Here is a 22,419-nt window from a genome sequence, read left to right as displayed (position 1 = left end):
AAAATATTTTTACTAAATATAATGAATGTTACTTTTTATGTGTTATATAATAAAAAAGGTTTATATAACAGCACTTCATTTGTTTAATTTAATAATTATCACTCAAATTAAATTATTCAAAAATATCTTACCATATGGATTTTGGAGGTATTTTATCATGTTTTGGCTACAATTTCTTACCTTACTAGTCTGCATTTTTATCGGTGCACGCCTTGGCGGAGTCGGCCTAGGAGTAATGGGTGGAGTTGGTATGGCAATCCTCGTTTTTGTCTTCCACTTACAACCTACCGCTCCTCCTATTGACGTTATGCTGATGATTTTAGCAGTCATTACTGCTGCCGGTGCCCTGCAAGCTGCGGGCGGAATGGATTACCTTGTCCATCTTGCAGAAAAAGCACTTCGTAAAAATCCAAAGCGCATCACATTCTTCGCACCAATTGTAACTTATTTATTTACATTGTGTGCTGGAACTGGACACGTTGCCTATTCCGTACTTCCTGTTATCGCAGAGGTGTCACGCGAATCAGGAATTAGACCGGAACGCCCGATGTCAATCGCCGTTATCGCTTCACAACAAGCAATTACAGCAAGTCCAATCTCTGCTGCAACAGTGGCCCTTTTAGCAATGCTAGCTGATTATAAAATTACATTGCTAGATATTTTAAAAGTGAGTATTCCTTCTACTTTTATTGCTTGTATGTTAGCCGCTTTCGTTGCAAGCAAAATGGGCAAAGAGTTAAATAAAGATCCAGAATACTTAAAGCGTTTAAAAGAAGGTATGATTCCTAAACTTGAAGAAAAGAAAGAATTTATCGGTGCGAAAGGTGCCAAATTATCTGTTATTCTTTTCTTATTCGCAACTGTTCTTGTTGTTCTTCTTGGTTCATTCGAAACACTTCGTCCAGGATGGATGATAGACGGAAAATTAGTTCGTCTTTCTATGCCAAATACAATCGAAATGGTCATGCTTACAATTGCTGCCCTTATTATTATCTTCTGTAAACCAAATGTAGAAAGCATTGTATCTGGAAATGTCTTTAAAGCCGGTGCTACAGCTGTTGTGGCAATCTTCGGTATCGCTTGGATGGGAGACACATTCTTTAACGGAAACTTAAATATGATTCAAGGATCAATTCAACATTTAGTAACAAGTGCACCATGGTTATTCGCTATTGCGTTATTTATCCTATCTATCTTACTGTATAGCCAAGCAGCAACAGTACGTGCTTTAATGCCTCTTGGATTATCACTTGGTATTTCACCAGCACTTCTCATTGCGATGTTCCCTGCAGTAAACGGATATTTCTTCATTCCAAACTATGGGACAATCGTTGCCGCAATCAATTTTGACCGTACAGGAACAACACGTATCGGTAAATATGTATTAAATCATAGCTTTATGATTCCTGGTCTTGTCGCAACGTTTGCTTCCATTGGAATTGGGGTGTTGTTAATTTCAATTATGTTTTAGTGTTACAGGTACAAATCTTTTATCATAAAAGGTTTGTACCTTTTTTTACACACATAACTTAAAAAAGGGATTTTTTGTTATATAATTCATATGAGAAGTATTTATTCGAGGTGAAACATGGTACAAAGCGAGAAAAAAGAATTGTTAATCGATATAAAAAAGTGCACAAAAATAGCTAATATTTCTCTTCTTCTATTGGGAATTATCACTTTTATTATTTATTCTCTATTATGGGGAATTTCTATTAATCTTGATTATATATTTTTAACAACCTCTTTTGTGCTTTACTTCGTATTAATAATTGCGCACGAATTGTTACATGCAATCGGCTTTATTGTTTTCGGAAAAGCCGTTTATAAAGACATTAAGTTTGGTATTATCCTGCGTTATTTCATGCCCTATGCTCATTGCAAAATACCTATGCAAAATCAAAATTATAAAAAAGCCCTGCTACTCCCAGTCATTGTGACAGGAATCATTCCGCTCCTAATCGGTATTACATTTGAATATGGTTTACTTACTTTTGTTAGTGTAGGTCTAGTGGCTAGCGGTGTAGGTGATATGATGATTTATCAACTCATCAAAAACCTTCCCAGCGAAACAATGATTCAAGATCATCCGAGCGAACCTGGATGCATTGCCTTAGAAAATAAGAGCTGACAATTTCGTCAGCTCTTATTTCATTTCATCAAACGTTTGTTTAAATTATTCATTCAACAATTTCTACGTTGTACCCTTTCTTTTCTATCCCACTTAACACTTCTTCAATATGGTTTTTATCTTTCGTTTCTAATGATAAATGGAGCTGTGCATATCCCGGAAACACCTTTGTTCCAATCCGCTCTAAATGAATATGTAATACATTTGCTTCAAAACTTGTTACAATTTCCAGTAAGTGCTGCAAATGTCCTGGTTTATCTTTAATCATTGTTGCAATGTGAACAAAGCGGCCAGCTTCAACCATCCCATGTTCAATAATGCGAGTAATAAAGTTAACATCAACATTTCCACCACTTAAAATCGACACAACTTTTTTCTCTTTCACAGGAATCTTTTGATAGAGCAATGCGGCCAACGAGCTAGCACCTGAGCCTTCTACTAATAATTTATTCCGTTCCAATAGCATTAACATCGTTCTCGCAATTTCCATTTCATCTACACAAAAAATATCATCTACATATCGCTCTACAAGCTGAAATGTAAGTTCTCCCGGCCTCTTCACTGCAATTCCATCTGCCATAGTTGGTGAAGATTCCACAGTAATTACTTTCTTTTCTTCCAGAGATTGCTTCATTCCTGGACAAGCAAGCGCTTGTACACCATATACTTTCACCGACGGTTTTTGTTCTTTAATCGCCATCGCGACACCTGCAATTAAGCCACCACCACCAACAGGACAAATAACAGCTTCGACATCATCAAGCTGTTGCAATATTTCTAAACCTACCGTTCCTTGACCAGAAATTACAGCATCATCATCAAATGGATGTACAAACTTCGCTCCTGTTTGTTCTTTCAAATCTAGCGCATAAGCTAATGCGTCATCAAATACATCACCTTGCAACTCTACATGCGCGCCATATCGTTTAGTCGCAAGTACTTTACTAAGCGGTGCACCTTTTGGCATCACAATCGTACAGGGAATATCAAGCATATTACTTGAATAGGCAACACCTTGTGCATGATTTCCAGCAGACGCTGCAACAACCCCATTTTCTAATTCACCTTTATCAAGAGAAACCATCTTATTATAAGAGCCACGCACTTTAAAAGAACCCGTCTTTTGTAGATTTTCGAGCTTTAAATACACTTCATTATGTGATAGTTCACTAAATGTGCTCGAATAATCTAGCGGTGTCATATGGACAATGCCTTTCATTTTCTCATGAGCAGCTATAATATCTTGTAAAGAAATCATGCATTCGCCTCCGAAACAATATATGTTCATATATACTTAGTTTAAGCGGCTGAGTTTGTTTTATTCTGTAAAAAAGAACCATTTCTATAATCGGCGCTTTTCTATATATCGGAATTTCAACGCTGTATAGCATATCCTCCAAAAAAAAATGTCTGTCAATAAAGACCAGCCATTTTCTTCGTACTTTCATAAGGTGAATCTGCTAAACTTATCGCTGAAATAACGGAAATCCCATCTGCCCCAGCCTCTATAACCGAAGCAGCATTTTCAAATGTAATTCCTCCAATTCCCACAATCGGAATTGTAATCCCCGCATCTCTAAAATGACGCAGACCTTTCGTTCCTTGTACTGCTTTTGTATCTTTTTTCGTGCTCGTTGGAAAAATAGGCCCTACTCCTAAATAATCCGCTCCATTTGCAATTGCAAAACGAGCTTCCTCTATCGTATGAGCGGATACCCCAACAATTTTATCTCCCATTTTTTCACGAACGGATGTGATTCCTTCATCATCTTGTCCGACATGAACGCCATCTGCATCTAATTCAATGGCTAATTCCACATCATCATTTACAATAAAAGGAACATCATATTCTTTACAAAGCGCTTGTAACTGCTTAGCAAAATGTACTCGTTCTTCTCCCGTTAAAGCACCTTCACCTTTTTCACGAAATTGGAAAAGTGTCACTCCGCCATCTAACGCTTCCTTCATTACTTGCAACGGTTCTTGCTTACAGTTGTTACTTCCCATAATAAAATACACTTGCAATAATTTAGATATTTGCTGTTGATCCATACACGCCATTTCTCTCATCCCTTCTTACTGCACCTCTTGGACATTTCCATATTGTTCAATATCGCATTTAGTAGTGTTTGCTAACTGATTCAAAAATTCGATTTGGAAACTTCCTGGTCCTTGCTCCACTGTTTTATTTGCAGCTATTTCTGCTGCTACCCCATAAAACGTTAATGCAGCCACCGCCGCTTTCACATAATCCTTTTCAACTGCTGCAAATGCTCCCATGACTGAAGTTAATAGACAGCCTGTCCCTGTCACTTTCGTTAAAATTGGATGACCATTACGAATAATGATTGTTCGCTCACCATCTGTTACAACATCTTCTTTTCCTGTAATGACAGTGACTGTATCTAATTCATCTGCTGCTTGTTTTGCAATTCCTACAACGTCACCATTACCAGCGCCAGCGTCAACACCTTTAATTTCCCACTTTTCATTAATCACATTAGCAATTTCTGCTACGTTCCCGCGAATCATCGCTAAATTCACTTCACTTGGAATGTGTCTTGCAACTTCTGTTCGATAAGACGTTGCTCCTGCACCAACTGGATCAAACAATACAGGTACATGATGTGTATTTGCAGACTTCCCGGCAATTAACATCGCTTCTACTTCTTCAGGACGAAGTGTACCCATATTTAAAACAAGCGCCCCAGCAATGCTTGCCATTTCTGCCACTTCTTCTTTTGCATATGCCATAACAGGTGAAGCTCCTAATGCAAGTAAACCATTGGCTGTAAAGTTTGTCACAACGACATTTGTAATATTATGCACAAGCGGACTTACTTCCCTTACTTTCTCTACTACTTTTGCGATTTCTTGTATATTCATTCTCTTCATCTCCTAACCTTATAATGGGAGATACACAAAAAGACACTTCGCGTATGCAAAGTGCCTGAACATGTGCTACTTACACTCTCCCTACGCTGGCATTATCCAACAGGTTCAAATGGTCAACGGGCGGTTTAGCCGTACTCTCAGTCTGCATCCGCAAACTCCCATGTGTTCTTATTCATCTACTTCAGAGTCTACTCTTATTCTAGTAAAATAACAAGTTACAAGTTTTTATTATCTGAATGTATAAGACTGATATAAAACCATTTCTTTTAAGTGGGAGAGAGCATCCGCTCATGCATAGAAACAGTCAGAGCCTTTTTCTGCCCCATGCCTTGTGAAAATAGAAGGAGAAAACAAATGGAGAATTTCTGTTGTTTTCATAACCGTGACTTATATATAAAAATAGTGGTAGGAAATCAAATTTCCTACCACTATCTTTCACATTATTTTAAGCCTTTAGATACTTCTTTCACCATTTCAGAAACAGACTCAAGTCCGCCGCCAGATAGGTACCAGTAGTTTGCATCTAAGTAAACTACATTACCATTTTTTGCAGCGTTTGTTTTGCTAACAATTTCATTTTCTACAACTTGTTTTGCAGAAGATTTGCCGCCAACAACAGCCCCTCTATCAATTACAAATAAGTAATCTGGGTTTTTCTCTAAAATATATTCAAATGAAACTTTATTACCATGTGTATCTGCTTTAATTTCTGTATCCGCAGGAGCTACACCAAATACATCATGAATAATACCGAAGCGAGAATTTGGACCATATGCACTTACTTGACCGTCATTCGCTAAGATAATTAAACCTTTTTTATCACTTTTCGTAGCTTTTTCATTTAATGCTTTTACATCTTTTTCAACTGCTGCAATTTCTTTTTTCGCTTTATCTTCTTTACCGAAGATTTTTGCTAACATTTCTGTGTTTTCTTTAAATGATTTCATATAATCTTTTGTATCTTGTTCTACATAAATTGTTGGAGCGATCTTTTCGAATTCTTTGTATGAATCAGATTGTCTTCCAGAAATAATAATTAAGTCTGGTCCAATTTCGTTAATTTTTTCGAAATCTGGCTCTTTTAGTCCACCAACGTTTGTATATTTTTTATCTTTGTATTTAGAAAGATATGCTGGTGTATTTTTTTGTGGTACACCCGTTACTTCAACGCCTAATTTATCTAACGTATCTAAAGAACCAAAGTCAAATACTACAACTTTTTTCGGGTTTGTTTTAACTTTCGTTTCTCCTAATTTGTGCTTAATCGTAATTTCTTTACTTTCACTTGCTTCTGTCTTTTTGTCAGAAGAAGCATTATTGCTACATGCTACAGCTACAATAGCAAGCATGAACGTTAATAATAACATTGCTAATTTCTTCATTTCCTTCACCTCTATAAATTTTTTAAAATTATTTTAAATTGATAGTAAGTGATTACTATCAAAATAACTTCCACTATGAAAAATAAATACATATATTGTTGCCAGCTATTTCTTCAATATGAATATCCATATCATAAATCTCTTTCAAAACAGCCGGATCAATAATTTCATTTGTTGCTCCTTCTTTCATTACCTTTCCATCTTTCAAGGCAACAATGTGATCGGAGTAACAAGAAGCGAAGTTAATATCATGAATGACAATTACAATTGTTTTGCCAAGCTCTTCAACTAATCGTCTCAGCACTTTCATAATTTGGACAGAATGCTTCATATCTAAGTTGTTAAGCGGCTCATCTAGCAAAATATATTCTGTATTTTGAGCAATGACCATCGCAATATACGCCCTTTGTCGTTGCCCGCCACTGAGCTGATCTAAATACTTATATTGAATATCTTCCAGCTCCATATAACGGATTGCTTCTTCAATATGATTCCAATCTTCCTTTGATAGATTGCCTTGTGAATACGGAAACCTTCCAAAACTCACTAACTCTCGAATTGTAAGTCGTAAATTGATATGATTCGTTTGTTTTAGAATAGAGATTTTCTTGGCAAGTTCATTACTATCCCATTCGCCAATCTCTTTATCCTCTATATGAATTTCACCAGCATCTTTTTTCAAAAGCCTACTCATCTTAGATAGAACTGTACTTTTCCCAGCTCCATTCGGTCCAATAAACGATGTTATCTTCCCTTTTGCTATTTTAATAGAGACATCCTCAACAACATTTTTATTTCCATATTGTTTTGATACATTTCTTACTTCTACCATGTCTTGCTCTCCTTTAATAGAAGATAAATGAAGTACACGCCACCAACGAAATTGACAATAACACTTAAGGTCGTATTAAACTCAAACACTCTTTCAACAATTAGCTGTCCACCTACTAAAGCGATAATACTAATAAAGATGGATTCCTTCGCCCATCATCTTAATTTTTTGTTTCAAATCCTTCGCTACATCACGTTTTGATATTTTTCCATAAAAAAGAAAAACATACTCAACTATTCTATCTATCCGAAACACGAAAGCTTTCACCTCTTCACTACTTAAAGATGTAGAGGATTTAAGTAATAACAAAAGGTTAGAATCTTCGGCATAACTGAATCCGCAAAGGATGTATGCTATATTTAACTTACGGAAATTTGAAAGGATGTTTGAAATATGGCAAAAAGTGTTGTAATTGCTGAAAAACCTTCTGTTGCACGTGATATCGCACGTGTACTGAAATGTGATAAAAAAGGGAACGGCTACCTTGAAGGTAGTAAATATATTGTTACTTGGGCTCTAGGTCATCTCGTTACATTAGCAGATCCAGAAAGCTATGATGTGAAATATAAAAAGTGGAATTTAGAAGATCTGCCAATGTTACCTGAGCGTTTGAAATTAACAGTAATTAAACAAACTGGCAAACAGTTTAATGCTGTTAAAAGCCAACTGATTAGAAAAGATGTAAATGAAGTAATTGTAGCTACAGACGCAGGTCGCGAGGGAGAATTAGTCGCTCGTTGGATTATCGATAAAGTGAAAGTTCATAAACCGATTAAACGTCTATGGATCTCATCTGTTACCGATAAAGCAATCAAAGATGGATTTGCAAACTTAAAGCCAGGTAAAGCCTATGACAATTTATACGCTTCAGCTGTCGCACGTTCAGAAGCTGACTGGTATATCGGTCTGAATGCGACACGTGCATTAACTACAGGGTTTAACGCACAACTAAACTGCGGTCGTGTGCAAATGTATCCCGTCAATAGTTAGGGTGAAATTAATATTTCTAGTATTTATATGACTTGTATGATTTCCTCCCAAATTTATATGGTTATAATGATAATTTAAAGTAGTAAAAACCTCGATTTGCTTGTAAAACACCTTCCTTTTTATTAACAGCGTATTCCCACCACTTTGAAATTGATTTAAAAAAGTTTGCAATTAAGTGTATAGGTATTGTTTTGTCTCATTTCCCTGATATTGGTTTGGAATAAAGTTTAATCGGAAATGTTTTGCAAACCCTTATTTGATAAGAAACAAAAGGAATCCATCTTGAAAAAAATTCATCAAAACGAATTCCTACTTCGCGAAGCATTATACAATTTTTGCGAAAAATTTTAATTAAAATGTTGGTTTGAAATAAAGTTTGATTAAAAATTAATTTTAATAAGAAGAAAACGGACTCGTTTTGAACAAAGTTTGATCAAAACGAGTCCGTTTTTTACTATTGATAAATTTATTTTTATAAAGAAATTCATCAAAATACTTACTATCGATATTTTACCAAAAGTAATTATATATTCCGAAGTCTTTTAAATTCCCAAGCTTAAAACACACCTAAAGCTTTATATACTGCATCAATTGGATCTGAATAAAATATTGGTTGCACCTTAATTAAAAGGTCAGATGGTACTGTCTGAAAATCTACGACAGACGAAGCTGGAATTAATACTTTTTTTGCTCCTGCATCTACACAAACTTGCAGTATGTTAGCAAGTTCTTCTACTTTTTCAATTGTTCCTCCTACGGTCATGTTTCCAAGTACAACCGTACTTTCTTGCACAGGTTTTTCTAATGCTCCTGAACAAAGCCCAATTAATTCGGCAATAGCTAATTGAGGAGTTAAACCTATTCCCTGCAAATCAGCAATATGCATAAGATAGTCTCTTGTTTTAATAGATATTGTACCACTAATGCTTTTACTGTTCGCAGTAAAGTAACGATATGCTGTATCTAAACCCTCTTTTACCCCCCTGTTAGTTCCAATGCCTGACTTTTCAAATTTCCCTGATCCACTAACAACCTGATTTTCAAGTTTAAAGACTCCTATCATACCTGATTCCCCAACACCTACAGTATAAACATGTCCAGGTTTCCCCATTCCTTCTGGTATAAGTTTACCACCGCCTTGTTCAGGAACAGATACATATTCTTCTTGCAAAGACCTCTTGTCAATGTAGGAGAACATTACATCGTAGAACTCCATGCCGCCAATTTTCTTTAATTGCTCTTTTACACGTCTACGACCCTCAAGCGCATATTGTAGAACTTCTTCGACATCTTCTTTTGTATATTCCCCATGAGGATACAGTAACTTCATAAGACCAGAAGCTGTTTTCCTTACACCGATAACATCACGTTGATTCAAATTATTACCAAGCTTAAAAAACTGATCAATTGAATCGCCGTATGATCTTTTTCTCATTTCTCTAAAATACTCAGCCAAATAATCAACAATAAATCCATATCGATCCGTAAAGAAATCGGGTCGCATTTTTGGAATCTCCCAACCTGGAAGATAGTAGTGCATCCGATCAAAGAATGCTGAGTCATTATTCATTCCCTCTGGAAATGGTGCAAATAAGTGAGATGTCTTGATTAGAGAATCAACACTTTGATTAATATTTCCAACAAAAACCATGGAAGCTGATGCCGCCTTCTCTTCTTTTCCTCTAGCAAAGGAACCACTTGCCATATAATCTTTCATGATTTGGATGCCGTCTTTATCTTTAAACTTAATACCCGCTACTTCATCAAATGCTACGACATCCCACATACCAACAAGTCCAACCGTTCTTGATGACATATTGTAAAAAAGGTTGGCAACTGTTGTTTGTCCGCCCGAAACTAAGATAGAGTTCGGGGAGATTTCTTTATATACATGACTCTTACCTGTCCCTCGTGGACCAAGCTCACACACGTTATAGTTGTTTTCTACAAGTGGAACAAGGCGTAATAATAGATGCCATTTCACTCGATCATTGATTTGTGTAGGCTCCATCCCTGTGGAACGGATTAATATGTCGATCCATTCATCTTTTGTGAATTGTTTTCTACCTTCAATCATTTCATTTAGATCCATGTTTGGCATCTGAATCGGTTTAAGGTTACTTATACTGAATGGATTTATATTTCGCTGTTCTTCATCATAGAAGTAATCCATTTTCAGCATACACCAAATTCCGCCAGCCAAAAGTTTATCGTACTCTTTTACATAGTTCGATGAGATAGGCACTTCTCTCAAGCCAAGATTAGAAAATTCTGCTTCGTATGTGTCCCTTTTCGGATTTAATCGAACCGTTATCTTATCTATAATGGAATATTGCCCAATTTCTCGAATTTTGCTTTTTATCTTTTCTGCTTCATCTGGGCGAACAAAATTTTCAGAGAGTATTTTCTTTACTCGGTAAACGCCTTCCTTGATGCTTTCATCATCATCTGTGGCACAGTACATTCCCAGCAAATATTCTAATACGTAAACAGGCACGTTGGCACCCTCTTTAATGAGCTTTGTGAGATCTTTTCTCACGACACGTCCCGCAAATACTGAATTTAACTTTTTGTCTAACTCCAACGTATTGATTTCATTCACGTTCTCCAACAGTTTCCCTCCTTTTCTTTAGAAATCAAAATCACTTACAATGCCAAGATTAATCGTAAATGGTATCTGTTCAAGCACCACGCCGGTTTCCATATCTTTCAAGATTAAGTAATAGTCCTTATTCTTGTCATAAGTGATTGTTTTTAATGCGAATCGCAGTTTGAACATACGCCCTTCTGGTTTATCAGATGTACGGTCTCCAATAATGGTTTCTTCATTTGATATGCCATTTCCCTCTTCATCAGTCATGTAAATGAGGACTGTTCGTGGAATCATTTTCCCTTCTACTTTTTCTGTTTGGAAAAACGACAAGTGAAAAAGACTATTTGTTATTTTTCTTGTACTACTTGTAAGCTTGACATCTACCTTCGTGATTTCACGACTGTGCGACTGCCCTCTGCGGATATTTTTATACTTAATTAATGGAACAACAACTTCTTGAAGGCTGGCTCCTCCATGAACAAAGTTGGCACCAGAGCCTGGCATCTGAAATCGAATCGTTGCTTTTGGAACATATGCTTGTAATTGTTGCTCATTTTTAATGATTGAATCCAAGCCAATTGTAAGAATGCCATTTATTTTTCTTTTTTCCTTTGAAAGTAAATACCTTCTTTTAACTTCAAGTGTTTGGATATCTTCTTGTTGAATTTTATCACTCTCAACCAGTTCTTCACGCTGATAAACAAAACCATGATCTGCTGTAATCAGAATATTAGTTCCAGACACATCATCACGAATAATCTTAATGAGTATAGAGATTTCCTCGATTGCTTTCTTTACTGCATCAAATGTGTAAATTTCAGTAGATGCTTTATCTCCCATCGCATCAATCGTGTCATGATAGATGTAAATGAGCTTCTTCCCTTTAAATCGCTCTCTTCTTCCTGTTTTATTCATCGCAAATACTTCTTGAGCATGAATTGCAACACTATCTGAAATGGCTGACTCAATGATGGCCTTGCGCTTTTCAAGTCCGTTTGACGATTTCCCATCGACTATCACTCTTGCATTTTCATCCAAATCAATCTCTCTGTGTGGAAGTAAGGATGCCATACCAAGCTTTGTCACGGAAGGAATTACACTCAACATCGGCTCTATTTCACAAGCCCCGAGCGTTTCTGCGTTTAACTTCTCTGCAATCTCTACCCCGACTTCATAACGAAGTGCATCAGAAATAATAACAAATACTCGCTCACCTTTCTTCACTTTCGGAGCAACATGTTGCCTGTAAAATTCCTGTTGGTTTATCACACCTGGAAGCAACCATTTTTCCGTTAAATCGTCTTCTACTGCTTGAGACCAGTGTGAATTTAAATTACCCATATACCAGTGTGTATAAAGATTTTCGACCATCCCTTTTAACTTTTTGAGAAGTTCACTGTTTGGTTCTTGGTCAACTGCTACATAAAACTTACGATAATATGTATCCATCTCGTAGTATTCATTGATGTAATTCTTCCATAGATCGATTGCTGGCAATGTCGGTATGCCTGCCTCATACTTTTTATAGAAATCATACATTTTTACGGTATAGAACAATCCCTCATAGATAAACTCAAACTTTTCATAAAAATGCTTTACTCTTCTCAAATTGATCAGTTTGATATATTCCTCATAATCTTCATGTGAGGCTTCCAAACTGTTCGCAATGTAGATAATAATGGCTTTATCGAAGTAAGGGAATGTATCTGCCTTTTTAAAAGCATCAACTGGCATTTTTGAGACAACACTTACCAGTTTGAGTTCCTGTTCTACCATTTCAGCCAACTCATTATAAATAGCATAATCTGTTTTATGATGCATCCAATGATCAATAAATACGAGTGCATTGGACTTGTTTCTCTTCGCAATAAACCCCTTAAAGTTATCTAATAATGATTCATCAATCGAATGGCTCAATGCCGTTACAGTCAGGTGCATAAACAACGTTTTTAATGATTTTTCTTCTCGATCATACCCGTAAAGATTGGATACATACGTCCAGAACACTTCCACATCAAAATACTTCTTGAATAAATCAATATATTTATTATCCTCTTCGGAAAGGCTTTCCTTCAAAATTATTTTCAATACTTCTTCAAAGTTAGGTATCTTCAAATTACAGAAAACGCTCATAATGGTAATTTCAATCATCTCTTCTGTGAAGTCATGAATTCCATAAGATTTGAACTTTTGCGTGTGCTTTTTATTAAAAAATTTCTCATATTTCTTTACGATTGCTCGTAATGACGGATCAATTCCCAAATCAGCTAACAGCAGGGAAATCTTATCCGCATAAAAGGTTTTCGAGTAGGACACTGTATCGATTAACCAGTTATCCTCCACAATCAAATCACCACTTGTATAAATAAGATAATGAGAGGTCGGGTCTTCCTCTTCCAGCAGATGTTTTGTATAAAACTGGTTCCGTTCAGTTAAATGATGAATTTTCACACCATCGATTGACAACCGATTGATCTCTTCTATAAACTCTCGATCCTTATCGACCCAAAATATAATTTTCCGCTGTTCCTCATCATTTAATGGTTCGTTAAATGAACCTTTTAATGTATCAATGACTTGATTTAAATTCAAATCTACTCACCCCTTTACAGTTAACTCCATACAACAAGGATACACCAGTCATAGCTGGCATATCCTCAATAACTGCTTATATTTTCGCAACAAGCCCTTTGAATTTCTCATAATTGACTTTTATACCATCATCTAAATCAATTTCTATTTGCATATCAGCCATATGATGTAACAACTCATCGTACTCTTTCAACTCATCAATCTTTTTATCTAAAGTCTTCAATTCTTTCTTCGCATTACTAATTTCTTTAGTCGTATAATCCCCTTCAATAATATTCAACAAATCTTTCTTCTCAGCATCCAAGCGAATCTGATATTCATGTAAATAGTCCGTACGAATACGTGATAAAGTCGTCTCATCATAACGATGCATATAAATTAAACAATTAAACGCCTTCTGCTTACCAGAAGTAAATTGCCAATAGATTGGTCGCTTTTTGTACATTTGAACGTGATCCTTAAAGAAATCATTTAAGAAATATCGTCTAATTGTTTCTTTAGCTGTTTCACCTTTCTTCTTACCAAGTGTTTCAGCAATAAATTCAAGATTTTCTACTGATGTTGCTTTACCAAATGTAATCTGCACAAATTCAATAAACTTTGATACAATATCATCTTCAAAATAAGCACCTGAGAGAATAGGAATTATATTATCCTTATCTACTTTAAATGATGAATACTTTTCTGGATTAAACTTTCCTCCTGCATAAACAAGACCTTCTTCATCTAAAGAGTATCTTCCTAAAATACAACCAACAGCATATGAGATAAAAGACACTATTTCTTTTTCTTTATCTGCTATCCTTACAGTTATATCTTTTCCCTCTACTTGAGGGGACATTTCTTCATTTAAATTATATATATCAATGAAGGATTTGTTTAATTTTTCCTCGTTTGACTTTAATTGATCAAATTGCTCTTCTTTTAATTTTCTCCATTTTTCATAATTTTCTTCAATGCTTAGATTTCTATCTGATATCAAAGGATGTATTTTAAATTCCCATGAAGTTTCATAAGAGTCCCAATCAGATTTTGATAATGTGATACATTCTTTACTTAACTCATCAATTTGTTTTCTAATATCTTCATTTACATTAAGAATAACAGGAAGCTTAGAAATATTTTCAACTTGGAAATTTAATGTTGGATTTTGCAATTTTAGAAACTCAAATGTTAATTTGCTACAAAGAAGAGCAATTAAATAATACTTATCCTCTTTCTTAGGAAATACTGAAGAACCTGCAACATCGAATAAAAATCCCCTTGGAGAATAACGCACACCAAATTTAGATGAACTAATGAAAGACCAAGTAATTGACTCTTTAAAATAGAGTCTTGGTTCCCGTAATCTATAATTATTTTTACCTCCAAAGTTTTTTATGGATTCTCCATTATTCTCCATATTTACCACATAATCATTATTACCATACCATTTTCTGAACTCGCCACCTTTGTTATAAGGGAACCACTTATAACCATATTTATTAATATCAGCGAACTCCGTCATGTTAAAGCCAATTTTATTCAGGGGAACTTCAAACCAATATCTTAAAAAAGCAGTATTATTCCCTGTTTGTATCCCGGTCTTGGGTTCAGCAATTTCACTTAATTTTACTTCTTGATCGAAGATATCTCTTATTCTTTTTGTTGCCCAGTAAGAAATTGGATACCCTGATATGTCATTAAATGCTGACGTTAGGGTGGAGTATCTGTAAGGAACTCTAGGATCCATTACCGCCTCTTTAACTTTTTTAGGTTGATTTATTGCTCCAGGAAAATCCGAAAGTTTTACAAACTCACCCGTAATTGAGATGTTATAATTTCTTAACGTAAATGCACATATTGGAACAGTCGCTTCCTCGAAACCAGAATATTCCAATTGTATTAAACTACTTATATTTTTATTGCTTATTAGTTTACTTCTTAACTTTTCATAAGAAGATATAAACATCCATACAAAAGGAGTCATGAAGCCAATTTGCCCATATTTTTTTGTCATTGAAAAACTGTATTCAATAAACATTGAAAAAAGGTCGGCCTTCGAATCCTTATATTCCAATTCAGCATAATTAATTAACTCTTTATTCATATATCTATTTCCAATATAAGGTGGATTGGATACTAAGATATCGAACCTTTCATTCATTATTTCAGCCTGTATTATTAATTTTGGTAATAACTCACATGCCTTTTTTCTAACCTCTTCTTGAAAAAGGTCTTGAGCGGGATTTTCCTCTATTTGCTTTAATCTTTCTTTAAAGTAATCAATATCAAACTCTTTTGTTTTTATTAATGAGCCTATAATCTTTGCATTTTCAAATTGATTTATAAAATTCTTTGTCTTTTCATAACCTTCTCCACTACCTTCACCCGCTATATAGGATATCTCTTCAGTATTAAACACATTTGTTTCTTGAATAGAAGCTAAGTGCAATTCTAAACCTTCTCTTTCAATACTTCTAAAGAAACGACTGTTGTACTCCAAAGCTTTCATCACTACAGAAAAACATGCCAGTTGATATGCTCGATCATCTATATCCAATCCATAGAGATTATTTTCCAAAATTAATCTTGGAATTTCTCTCTCCATATATCCACACTTGCTGTAAATCTCATATAGAACATCAAACATATAAACAAGGATATGTCCACTACCCATGGCAGGATCAAAGCATTTAATGTCCTCAATATTAAGTCCTTTATTAATATAAGTAGCTAGTTTCCCCTCGAAATCTGGTTCAGGATTCGGGTTTTCCAGGTAGAATTCCCAATTCACTAAAAGGTCTCGGTGTTCTGGATGTGATTCCACCCAATAACGCCCTAATGAATTCTGTACCATATAACGTACAATCCAATCAGGAGTGAAAAGTTGTGTTGCAAATGGGATCTCTTGTGTTTTGTATTTCTTTTTCGCCTTGATTACACGATCTTTTTCTTCGGCAATATAATACTGATACAACCAACCAACAATCTCAACATTCTGCCAGTTATCCTCTGGAATAAAATCCTTATCTGTCATTCGACGAACAAATGATTCTTTTGCTAATAACCCTTCTGGAAAGAGAATTTCTGTATAATCGTCAATTGTTTTAAACATAAATGGAAGGTATTTATTCAAGTGATTACAGTGTTTAATAATTAGATATTTAAATAGCTCTTCTGTCTTATTGTTCAATTTTAATTCGTACACATATTCTTTATCAATCTCTAGATCCAACTCTAACGCTTCATTGAGCATATCCGGATCGGCACTGTTTGGATTTAAAGAAGATAATACCCTTACTCCTGTTGGAAGATATTCGTTTACCTCCATAAACCGCAATGCTGTAAATCGGTTAAACCATGTATAGGCGACTTCTTCCAAGACTTGTTTGAAGCCGATTTGATTGATACGAGCAATCAATTTCTTACGCTGAATTTTCTCTTCTTTGGAAAGCTGTTTGCCATCAATAAAGATGGCATCCGAGCTTTCAATATCTGCTTTTTTGATCGTTTCTTCTGTAATTCCAATTTTCATTGCCTTTGCTTCTACTTTTTTTAGCAGTTCTTTTCTTGCACTGGGTGCAAAGGTCTTCAGTGCTGATTTATTCATTCCCTCATCTCCCACTTAGTCAATAAACTCGATTTCTTTATTCAACTTAATGATTTGTTTTAATTTGTTTGAAAGCGTATTGATATATTGGTCTACATCTTCTTCTGACCGCAATGTCTTGACAATTACGAGTTCAGATGCCCATATTTTTTCTTTTTGGGCAGGTAGCTCCACTTCTCCGCCACCATCTATAATAATTTCTGGCTTCTGACGTTTCTTCCAATCCTCAATTTCTCGACTAATGATTCTTTCATATCTTTCTTTAAAGCTATCACTTTGGGAAATCGTTGCATCCACTTTATAGATATCCATAAAACTGTCGAGCTGGTTCTTCAAATAAGAATAATACTGCTCAATTTGTTGTTTTGTACTATCTGATACACCATATTGCCTTGCCAATAAGGAAATATGGTCATATACCAGCCGAATTTTTTCATTTGCGTTCTCTTTTTTTTCATTCAATACCGCCTGAATGCTACTTTCCATTTTGTTAATGATTTCTGGGATGAATTTTATTTTCCCATATGGGACGGGGTTATCGAGTATTTCTTTTAATTTGCGAGCCTCCTCGTCAGCTTCCCCATCCATAAGATATGCCCGATTCTCTTCGTGTTTATTGATAGCTGAAAGACCCTTGTCGAAGATATCCTTTTGATCAGTATTAAAAAAGCTCTTCAAATAAGCCATGTCTTCTTCCCAATAGCTTAAATCTTTCTGTAGCTCTTTCATTTTGGCGAAGAAAGAGGCATTATCCATACCCTTATGGAATTCTTCAAAGTGCTCAAGCCCTTTATCAAGCAGACTCATACCGGGATATTTTCTTCCTTCATAACGTGCTTTATAAGCCCCTATATCTCTTATTTGGTTTTCAATTAATAAACGAATTCCTTTTACTAATCCATCTTCATCGTCTGGTAAATCTGTTTTATTGAAAACTTCTTTACATACTTTTTTTGCTACTCGAATAAGTTCAGGATCAACGACTTTTCGTTTAATAATAATTCCTTTACTGGCTTCCGATGTCTTCGTAAGAATAGTGACAATTTTACTTGCATCATCTTCTGGCTCTAAATACTCCGAATTGTAGCGCATACGAATTTTTTGATCTTTCATTAACTCTGCAATTAGACGCTGAATGTCAAGTAATCTCCATCCATAAGGTTTCTCATTGAACCGACTCATAATTATTTCAACTCTGATTTGTTTCTGAATCGAATCCTGAAGGCTAATGAAATCCATTATTTCTTTCAATGCTAATTCATTAGGATTTTGTCGAATATCCTCACCTAAAGTTAATTGTTCTTGCTTCTCATCCAAGAGAACAACTAGCTCTCTCTCACTGTCTAAGAAGTCTTTTACATATCCTAACTTTGTATAGACGTTCTCCACTAAGACACACATCGCTGTATTGATTTTTTCTTTCACTGTCGAGCCTTTAATATCTGATTCATCACCATTGATAAAGAATTTACCACCTTTAATCGCATCTTCTAACATTTCTTTTACTCTTCTTCTTCTCTCTCGAACTTCAGCCTGCTTGTTGTTTAAGATATTTTGAATACTTTCAGGGAGTTGAGTAATATTCTTTTTTTTACGATATTCTTCAATTTTTAGTACTTCTTCCATTTCTTCAATGTAAGATTCATTGCTACCCAATTTAATGAGTAGTTCATGAGCACCAGAAGACATCAAAATCAATTCTTGGTCAGATTTGACGTAATGATCGGACAATGGAGAAAGAATATTTATGCTAATACTTGAAGTCTGATTTCCGTAATTTTTCTCATCCATTTTCTGATTATAAGAAAAGGAATATTCCGAAGAATAGCGATATTTCTTTTCGTCATAGAGATCCTGGAAAACATAATTCGCAATCTCTCTTTTAATCAGATCTTCATCTATATTGATTGAATTGATTTCACGATTAATATCTTGTTCATCATCTGTCAGGAAAATATAGTAGTCACCATTTTTCTGAACAAGCGTTTGAGCAATAAGTTTGCGTAACGAGATCTTTATTTTTTCTTTCAGTTCCAATTTGTCTTCATCAATGTTCGTTACCATTAAAGTTGCGATATTGTCAATATTTGAAGGGAGTTCTTTTACGTATTTAATCATGAACAATACTTTGAGCAAATTCATATTGAACTTATCATCTTTTAAAGCAGGGTTCTCGTAAGCTCCTTCAATTACCCTTGAAATCGAAGGATTTAGAAATTCTTTAATCGTATCGTAGAAAGCATAGAACGGGATGAGCATGCCCTCTTCTTCGTCTTTATAGCAAAGTCCAGCTTCTTTAAAAGCTGATAACATGGAACGTTCTCCTTCAGACAAATGTTTCCCTGAAGAGCCATGTCGCCTTACCTGCTCAAAGACATTTTGAAGGAGCTTGAATTGATAGGGAATAAAGGGATAAACGTCTGCAAATTCTTGCTCATTATCATATCCCCTTAAATCTGCAGTACTTTCTTTAAAGCTAATCAAGTTTTTCAAAATGGCACTTTTCTCAGGGAATATCAATTTGAGCTTATCATTGACAAATTCCTTCTTTAAAAGAATTCTTTTCTTTATTACTTCATCAACCGAAATAGAAGATAGGGATAGCCTTGTATCAAAACGGCCTTGAATACGAGAAAAATCGTCTCCTTTTACTTTGACAATACTGTCAATGCTCTCTTGAGATGTCACCATAATCCATACTTTCCCTTGACAATATGTACCTAAATCTTCTGCGACTGTTTGAAGGTTGAGCATTAAACTACGGCTATCTCCGATAAATTGACCAATTTCATCCACTAAAAAGACCAGATGAAAATTCTTTCCTTTCTGATCAATGTAGCTTTTTACATCTTTAGCGAATTTCTCGATGCTAATTTCAAAGTTATTTACACCATTTTCGAACCAGTTACGGGCTGAATCTTCACTCATATCTGTTACTTTTGTTAAAGCTCCAATTACATAATCGGCATCAAAATAAAAAGTGTTTCTGCGATCTATCCATTCTTCTCCAGACAACAATTTAAATTCCAACTGAAAATCGTTAAACACGCCTTTTCCATCTAAATACTTTTCCATTTCAGCTACTCCAGGGATGTCCCCGTAATATCCTCTGTGTTCATAGAAAACTTTCATAAATACACGCAAAATAGCATCTTCTTTGGATTTGCTATCCAACGATGCTTTAGATTCAATATTGAAAAGAATAGTTTCAGTTTCCACATCAGCTGTACGATTCATGTTCGCTAGAATCAATGGGTCTTGTAATTTATCCTGGAAAAAACCAATCGCATTCTTCTTTTTGACTTGTTTATTTTCAATAAGATAAGCAAGAATTTTTAGGAAATGCGATTTACCAGAACCAAAAAAACCACTAATCCAAACACCCATTTTATCTGTAACACCATCAATTCCTTTTTGATAGTTCTCATAAAACTTTGATAGGTGTTTGTTCAATTCTCGTGTGACAACATACTCATCAAGTTCTTGGTAAATATTATCTTCATCAGTTTGTGCAACCTTAATAACCCCTCTTATATCCCTCTCTATATTCTTCTGGAACATGTCTTTGATAATCATATTGTTTCCCCCTAACTGTTAATCAACTAATGGAAATGCTCTATAGTAGTTATCATCTTTAAATTTACCAAACAATTGAAGCGACTGACCATCATATCTCCCTGGAAAAAACATGATGACAGGAATCTTATCAATTACTTCTTGTAAATTATTTAGGATGGTATGCGATCTCACAAATGGATAAACTTTTCCTACACCTGTTATCAGCACTACATTATGATTCCCTAGTTGTTCCTTTATTTTTCTTAAGAAAATCTCTGGTTTTGCAAAGGTAGTCATCGCTTTAAAAAGAGCTTCTCTCCCCTGTTTTTTCTCTACTTCAAAAACTCGTTCAAAAATCCGCTTCTCCTTGGCGATTTCAAGAAGCATTTTGTATAAATCAAATTCAATGATTCTCCTTTCTGCCCCTTCATATTGAAACTCCTTCTTTATGTGTCGGATATAATCACGTACGATTAGTTCCTCATTCGGTTCATAATCGAAGATATAAAAACTTATTTCGTTGCCCAACCCTCTACCTTGTGTAAATTTATCTTCTTGTATTTTGGGTATAATTTTATCAAGCCTTCGATTAATATTTGCCATATCAATGTTCCTTTCACTCACCCATCGCTTGTACATACGAAAAATCGCCAATACTAATAAAATGACGTTTTAACTCCTCGTCAATCAGCAGCCGGTTTAATTCACCTGATTTTTTATCTCTTAATAAGCCCGCTTCTAACAACAACTTTATATAAACCTGCTTTAATTTATTGATGGTCAACTCTGTCCATTTTGCTACTTTTTCATCTTGTTCAGTTTTTGAGAGAAAAAAAATGTTTAAGTCTTTCTTCTCCAGCAAATAGTTGTTAACTTCGAATTTTTCTTGAATCACTTCTTTCATAAATTCAAAAAATAGTCTATCTGTCTTCATGATGGCATATAAATTAATAATTTTACTTACTTCTAACGGACTTTCTAATAATAAATCGTACAAATTATCATCTATTACGTTTGCTCTTCTGATAACTGAAGGTAAGCTACGTTTTAAACTAGATATTGTTCTATACTCAAAAATATTATCCTCTACTACTTTCTTTTTAATTTCAGCATCTGATAATCCTTGCCTCTTTAATTTCAATACTTGCTTTAATTCGTATAACAAAAACGAAGCACCTGTTAACGCTGCACTGTACTCTAACCCTTTAACCATGAATTCATTCTCTTCCTTTTATATAGAGGTTTTTACTTCTTCGTTTACATCAATCATAATAATTTTCCCTATCACTTCGAGTCTTCTTTTACCACATTGTTGTTTAAGGACCGTAGTAAATGCATCCTTTTTCATCATTTTTTCCGGATTATTTTTATACAAGCTTCTTACACTTCTAATAAACGCTTCTTCATTTAATTCATCATTCCAATAAGCATCTACCATTTTATTAATTGATAATGCAAGCTCTCTTTGTGTTTTGTAAAATAGCTTCATTAAAAAGGACCTCCCCCAATAACCTACACCCAATTATTATCTTATTCTTATTCTATTCTTACAGAGTTTAAAAAGCAAAAATAATTTATTCACATTATTCCCCAATAGAACTCTTTCCTAGTAATTTTAGATTAACTTTTTGCTAACAATCGTGCTCTATGAGCAATCCCCTTTCTACTATGCTTGGCCTTTTTCACCAAGATCCCTTGACTTTCGATTGCCATGATTAACTCGCTATTGCAAATGCTACTTTTTTCTACTAAATTTAATAATACATTTTGAATAATAGAAAGCCATTCTACATTAATCGTTGAGTACAATACTAACATTAAGAGCGAACGACTTTCACGCTCTATTTCTAAAAC

15 protein-coding genes, 2 pseudogenes and 1 riboswitch are annotated in these 22,419 nt (G+C 34.9%); of the genes and pseudogenes, 3 read left to right on the top strand and 14 right to left on the bottom strand.

Going from position 1 to position 22,419, the window contains the following annotated elements; all coding sequences use genetic code 11:
- The first annotated feature begins 157 nt into the window (after positions 1 to 157).
- Together LOK41_RS17460 and LOK41_RS17455 are read left to right on the top strand one after the other, a co-directional pair.
- On the top strand, positions 158 to 1,471 hold the full coding sequence (locus LOK41_RS17460; RefSeq protein WP_241817609.1) for an anaerobic C4-dicarboxylate transporter family protein: 1,314 nt from the start codon (positions 158 to 160) through the stop codon (positions 1,469 to 1,471).
- A 117-nt stretch (positions 1,472 to 1,588) separates the two neighbouring features.
- Positions 1,589 to 2,131, top strand: coding sequence for a DUF3267 domain-containing protein (locus tag LOK41_RS17455; RefSeq protein WP_241817608.1), 543 nt, complete (start codon positions 1,589 to 1,591; stop codon positions 2,129 to 2,131).
- A gap of 49 nt (positions 2,132 to 2,180) precedes the next feature.
- On the opposite strand, the gene ilvA is transcribed toward LOK41_RS17455, so the two are convergent.
- The 6 genes and pseudogenes from ilvA to LOK41_RS17425 all read right to left on the bottom strand — a co-directional run.
- Positions 2,181 to 3,389, bottom strand: a complete 1,209-nt coding sequence (gene ilvA, locus LOK41_RS17450) for a threonine ammonia-lyase (RefSeq protein ID WP_241817607.1) — start codon at positions 3,387 to 3,389, stop codon at positions 2,181 to 2,183.
- A 155-nt stretch (positions 3,390 to 3,544) separates the two neighbouring features.
- The gene (gene thiE, locus LOK41_RS17445) at positions 3,545 to 4,192 is read right to left on the bottom strand and encodes a thiamine phosphate synthase (protein ID WP_241817606.1); all 648 of its coding nucleotides are present in this window, start codon (positions 4,190 to 4,192) and stop codon (positions 3,545 to 3,547) included.
- Between the two features lie 15 nt (positions 4,193 to 4,207).
- Positions 4,208 to 5,026 (bottom strand): hydroxyethylthiazole kinase, encoded by an 819-nt coding sequence (gene thiM / locus LOK41_RS17440; protein WP_347269323.1) that lies wholly within the window; start codon positions 5,024 to 5,026, stop codon positions 4,208 to 4,210.
- A gap of 61 nt (positions 5,027 to 5,087) precedes the next feature.
- Positions 5,088 to 5,198: riboswitch (TPP riboswitch) on the bottom strand.
- Positions 5,199 to 5,466: 268 nt separating this feature from the next.
- Positions 5,467 to 6,408: a siderophore ABC transporter substrate-binding protein gene (locus tag LOK41_RS17435; protein WP_241817604.1), complete on the bottom strand. Its 942-nt coding sequence runs from the start codon at positions 6,406 to 6,408 to the stop codon at positions 5,467 to 5,469.
- A gap of 73 nt (positions 6,409 to 6,481) precedes the next feature.
- A complete protein-coding gene (locus LOK41_RS17430; RefSeq protein WP_241817603.1) occupies positions 6,482 to 7,240 on the bottom strand; it encodes an iron ABC transporter ATP-binding protein in 759 nt (252 codons plus the stop codon).
- A pseudogene (locus tag LOK41_RS17425) lies at positions 7,234 to 7,383 on the bottom strand (iron ABC transporter permease); the annotation flags it as partial. The pseudogene LOK41_RS17425 and the gene LOK41_RS17430, both read right to left, overlap by 7 nt.
- A 250-nt stretch (positions 7,384 to 7,633) precedes the next feature.
- Here LOK41_RS17425 and topB point away from each other — a divergent pair.
- Positions 7,634 to 8,209 (top strand): annotated as a pseudogene (gene topB / locus LOK41_RS17420) (DNA topoisomerase III); the annotation flags it as partial.
- Positions 8,210 to 8,786: 577 nt separating this feature from the next.
- Here topB and brxL read toward each other — a convergent pair.
- From brxL to LOK41_RS17380, 8 genes are all read right to left on the bottom strand, one after another.
- Positions 8,787 to 10,841 (bottom strand): protease Lon-related BREX system protein BrxL, encoded by a 2,055-nt coding sequence (gene brxL / locus LOK41_RS17415; protein ID WP_241817602.1) that lies wholly within the window; start codon positions 10,839 to 10,841, stop codon positions 8,787 to 8,789.
- An 18-nt stretch (positions 10,842 to 10,859) separates the two neighbouring features.
- Positions 10,860 to 13,415, bottom strand: coding sequence for a BREX-1 system phosphatase PglZ type A (pglZ, locus tag LOK41_RS17410; protein WP_241817601.1), 2,556 nt, complete (start codon positions 13,413 to 13,415; stop codon positions 10,860 to 10,862).
- 76 nt (positions 13,416 to 13,491) lie between these two features.
- A complete protein-coding gene (gene pglX / locus LOK41_RS17405; RefSeq protein WP_241817600.1) occupies positions 13,492 to 17,007 on the bottom strand; it encodes a BREX-1 system adenine-specific DNA-methyltransferase PglX in 3,516 nt (1,171 codons plus the stop codon).
- A gap of 15 nt (positions 17,008 to 17,022) precedes the next feature.
- On the bottom strand, positions 17,023 to 20,583 hold the full coding sequence (gene brxC, locus LOK41_RS17400; RefSeq protein WP_241817599.1) for a BREX system P-loop protein BrxC: 3,561 nt from the start codon (positions 20,581 to 20,583) through the stop codon (positions 17,023 to 17,025).
- An 18-nt stretch (positions 20,584 to 20,601) separates the two neighbouring features.
- Positions 20,602 to 21,168 (bottom strand): DUF1788 domain-containing protein, encoded by a 567-nt coding sequence (locus LOK41_RS17395; protein WP_241817598.1) that lies wholly within the window; start codon positions 21,166 to 21,168, stop codon positions 20,602 to 20,604.
- Between the two features lie 13 nt (positions 21,169 to 21,181).
- Entirely contained in the window at positions 21,182 to 21,778 is a 597-nt protein-coding gene (locus LOK41_RS17390) for a DUF1819 family protein (protein WP_241817597.1), read from the bottom strand.
- An 18-nt stretch (positions 21,779 to 21,796) separates the two neighbouring features.
- Positions 21,797 to 22,054, bottom strand: coding sequence for a TIGR04540 family protein (locus LOK41_RS17385; protein ID WP_241817596.1), 258 nt, complete (start codon positions 22,052 to 22,054; stop codon positions 21,797 to 21,799).
- A gap of 131 nt (positions 22,055 to 22,185) precedes the next feature.
- A complete protein-coding gene (locus tag LOK41_RS17380) occupies positions 22,186 to 22,383 on the bottom strand; it encodes a hypothetical protein (protein ID WP_241817595.1) in 198 nt (65 codons plus the stop codon).
- Positions 22,384 to 22,419 lie beyond the last annotated feature (36 nt).

The sequence above is a fragment of the Bacillus sp. TL12 genome (assembly GCF_022625245.1).
Lineage (GTDB): Bacteria > Bacillota > Bacilli > Bacillales > Bacillaceae_G > Bacillus_A.
This window is presented reverse-complemented; position numbering and strand designations above follow the sequence as displayed.

Excerpts from the sequence above, each read along its gene's own strand:
- pglX (WP_241817600.1), bottom strand. The coding sequence starts at position 17,007 with ATGAATAAATCAGCACTGAAGACCTTTGCACCCAGTGCAAGAAAAGAA.
- LOK41_RS17390 (WP_241817597.1), bottom strand. The coding sequence starts at position 21,778 with ATGGTTAAAGGGTTAGAGTACAGTGCAGCGTTAACAGGTGCTTCGTTT.
- LOK41_RS17460 (WP_241817609.1), top strand. The coding sequence starts at position 158 with ATGTTTTGGCTACAATTTCTTACCTTACTAGTCTGCATTTTTATCGGT.
- LOK41_RS17395 (WP_241817598.1), bottom strand. The coding sequence starts at position 21,168 with ATGGCAAATATTAATCGAAGGCTTGATAAAATTATACCCAAAATACAA.
- LOK41_RS17435 (WP_241817604.1), bottom strand. The coding sequence starts at position 6,408 with ATGAAGAAATTAGCAATGTTATTATTAACGTTCATGCTTGCTATTGTA.
- LOK41_RS17380 (WP_241817595.1), bottom strand. The coding sequence starts at position 22,383 with ATGTTAGTATTGTACTCAACGATTAATGTAGAATGGCTTTCTATTATT.
- thiE (WP_241817606.1), bottom strand. The coding sequence starts at position 4,192 with ATGGCGTGTATGGATCAACAGCAAATATCTAAATTATTGCAAGTGTAT.
- LOK41_RS17430 (WP_241817603.1), bottom strand. The coding sequence starts at position 7,240 with ATGGTAGAAGTAAGAAATGTATCAAAACAATATGGAAATAAAAATGTT.
- thiM (WP_347269323.1), bottom strand. The coding sequence starts at position 5,026 with ATGAAGAGAATGAATATACAAGAAATCGCAAAAGTAGTAGAGAAAGTA.
- ilvA (WP_241817607.1), bottom strand. The coding sequence starts at position 3,389 with ATGATTTCTTTACAAGATATTATAGCTGCTCATGAGAAAATGAAAGGC.
- brxC (WP_241817599.1), bottom strand. The coding sequence starts at position 20,583 with ATGATTATCAAAGACATGTTCCAGAAGAATATAGAGAGGGATATAAGA.
- LOK41_RS17455 (WP_241817608.1), top strand. The coding sequence starts at position 1,589 with ATGGTACAAAGCGAGAAAAAAGAATTGTTAATCGATATAAAAAAGTGC.
- LOK41_RS17385 (WP_241817596.1), bottom strand. The coding sequence starts at position 22,054 with ATGAAGCTATTTTACAAAACACAAAGAGAGCTTGCATTATCAATTAAT.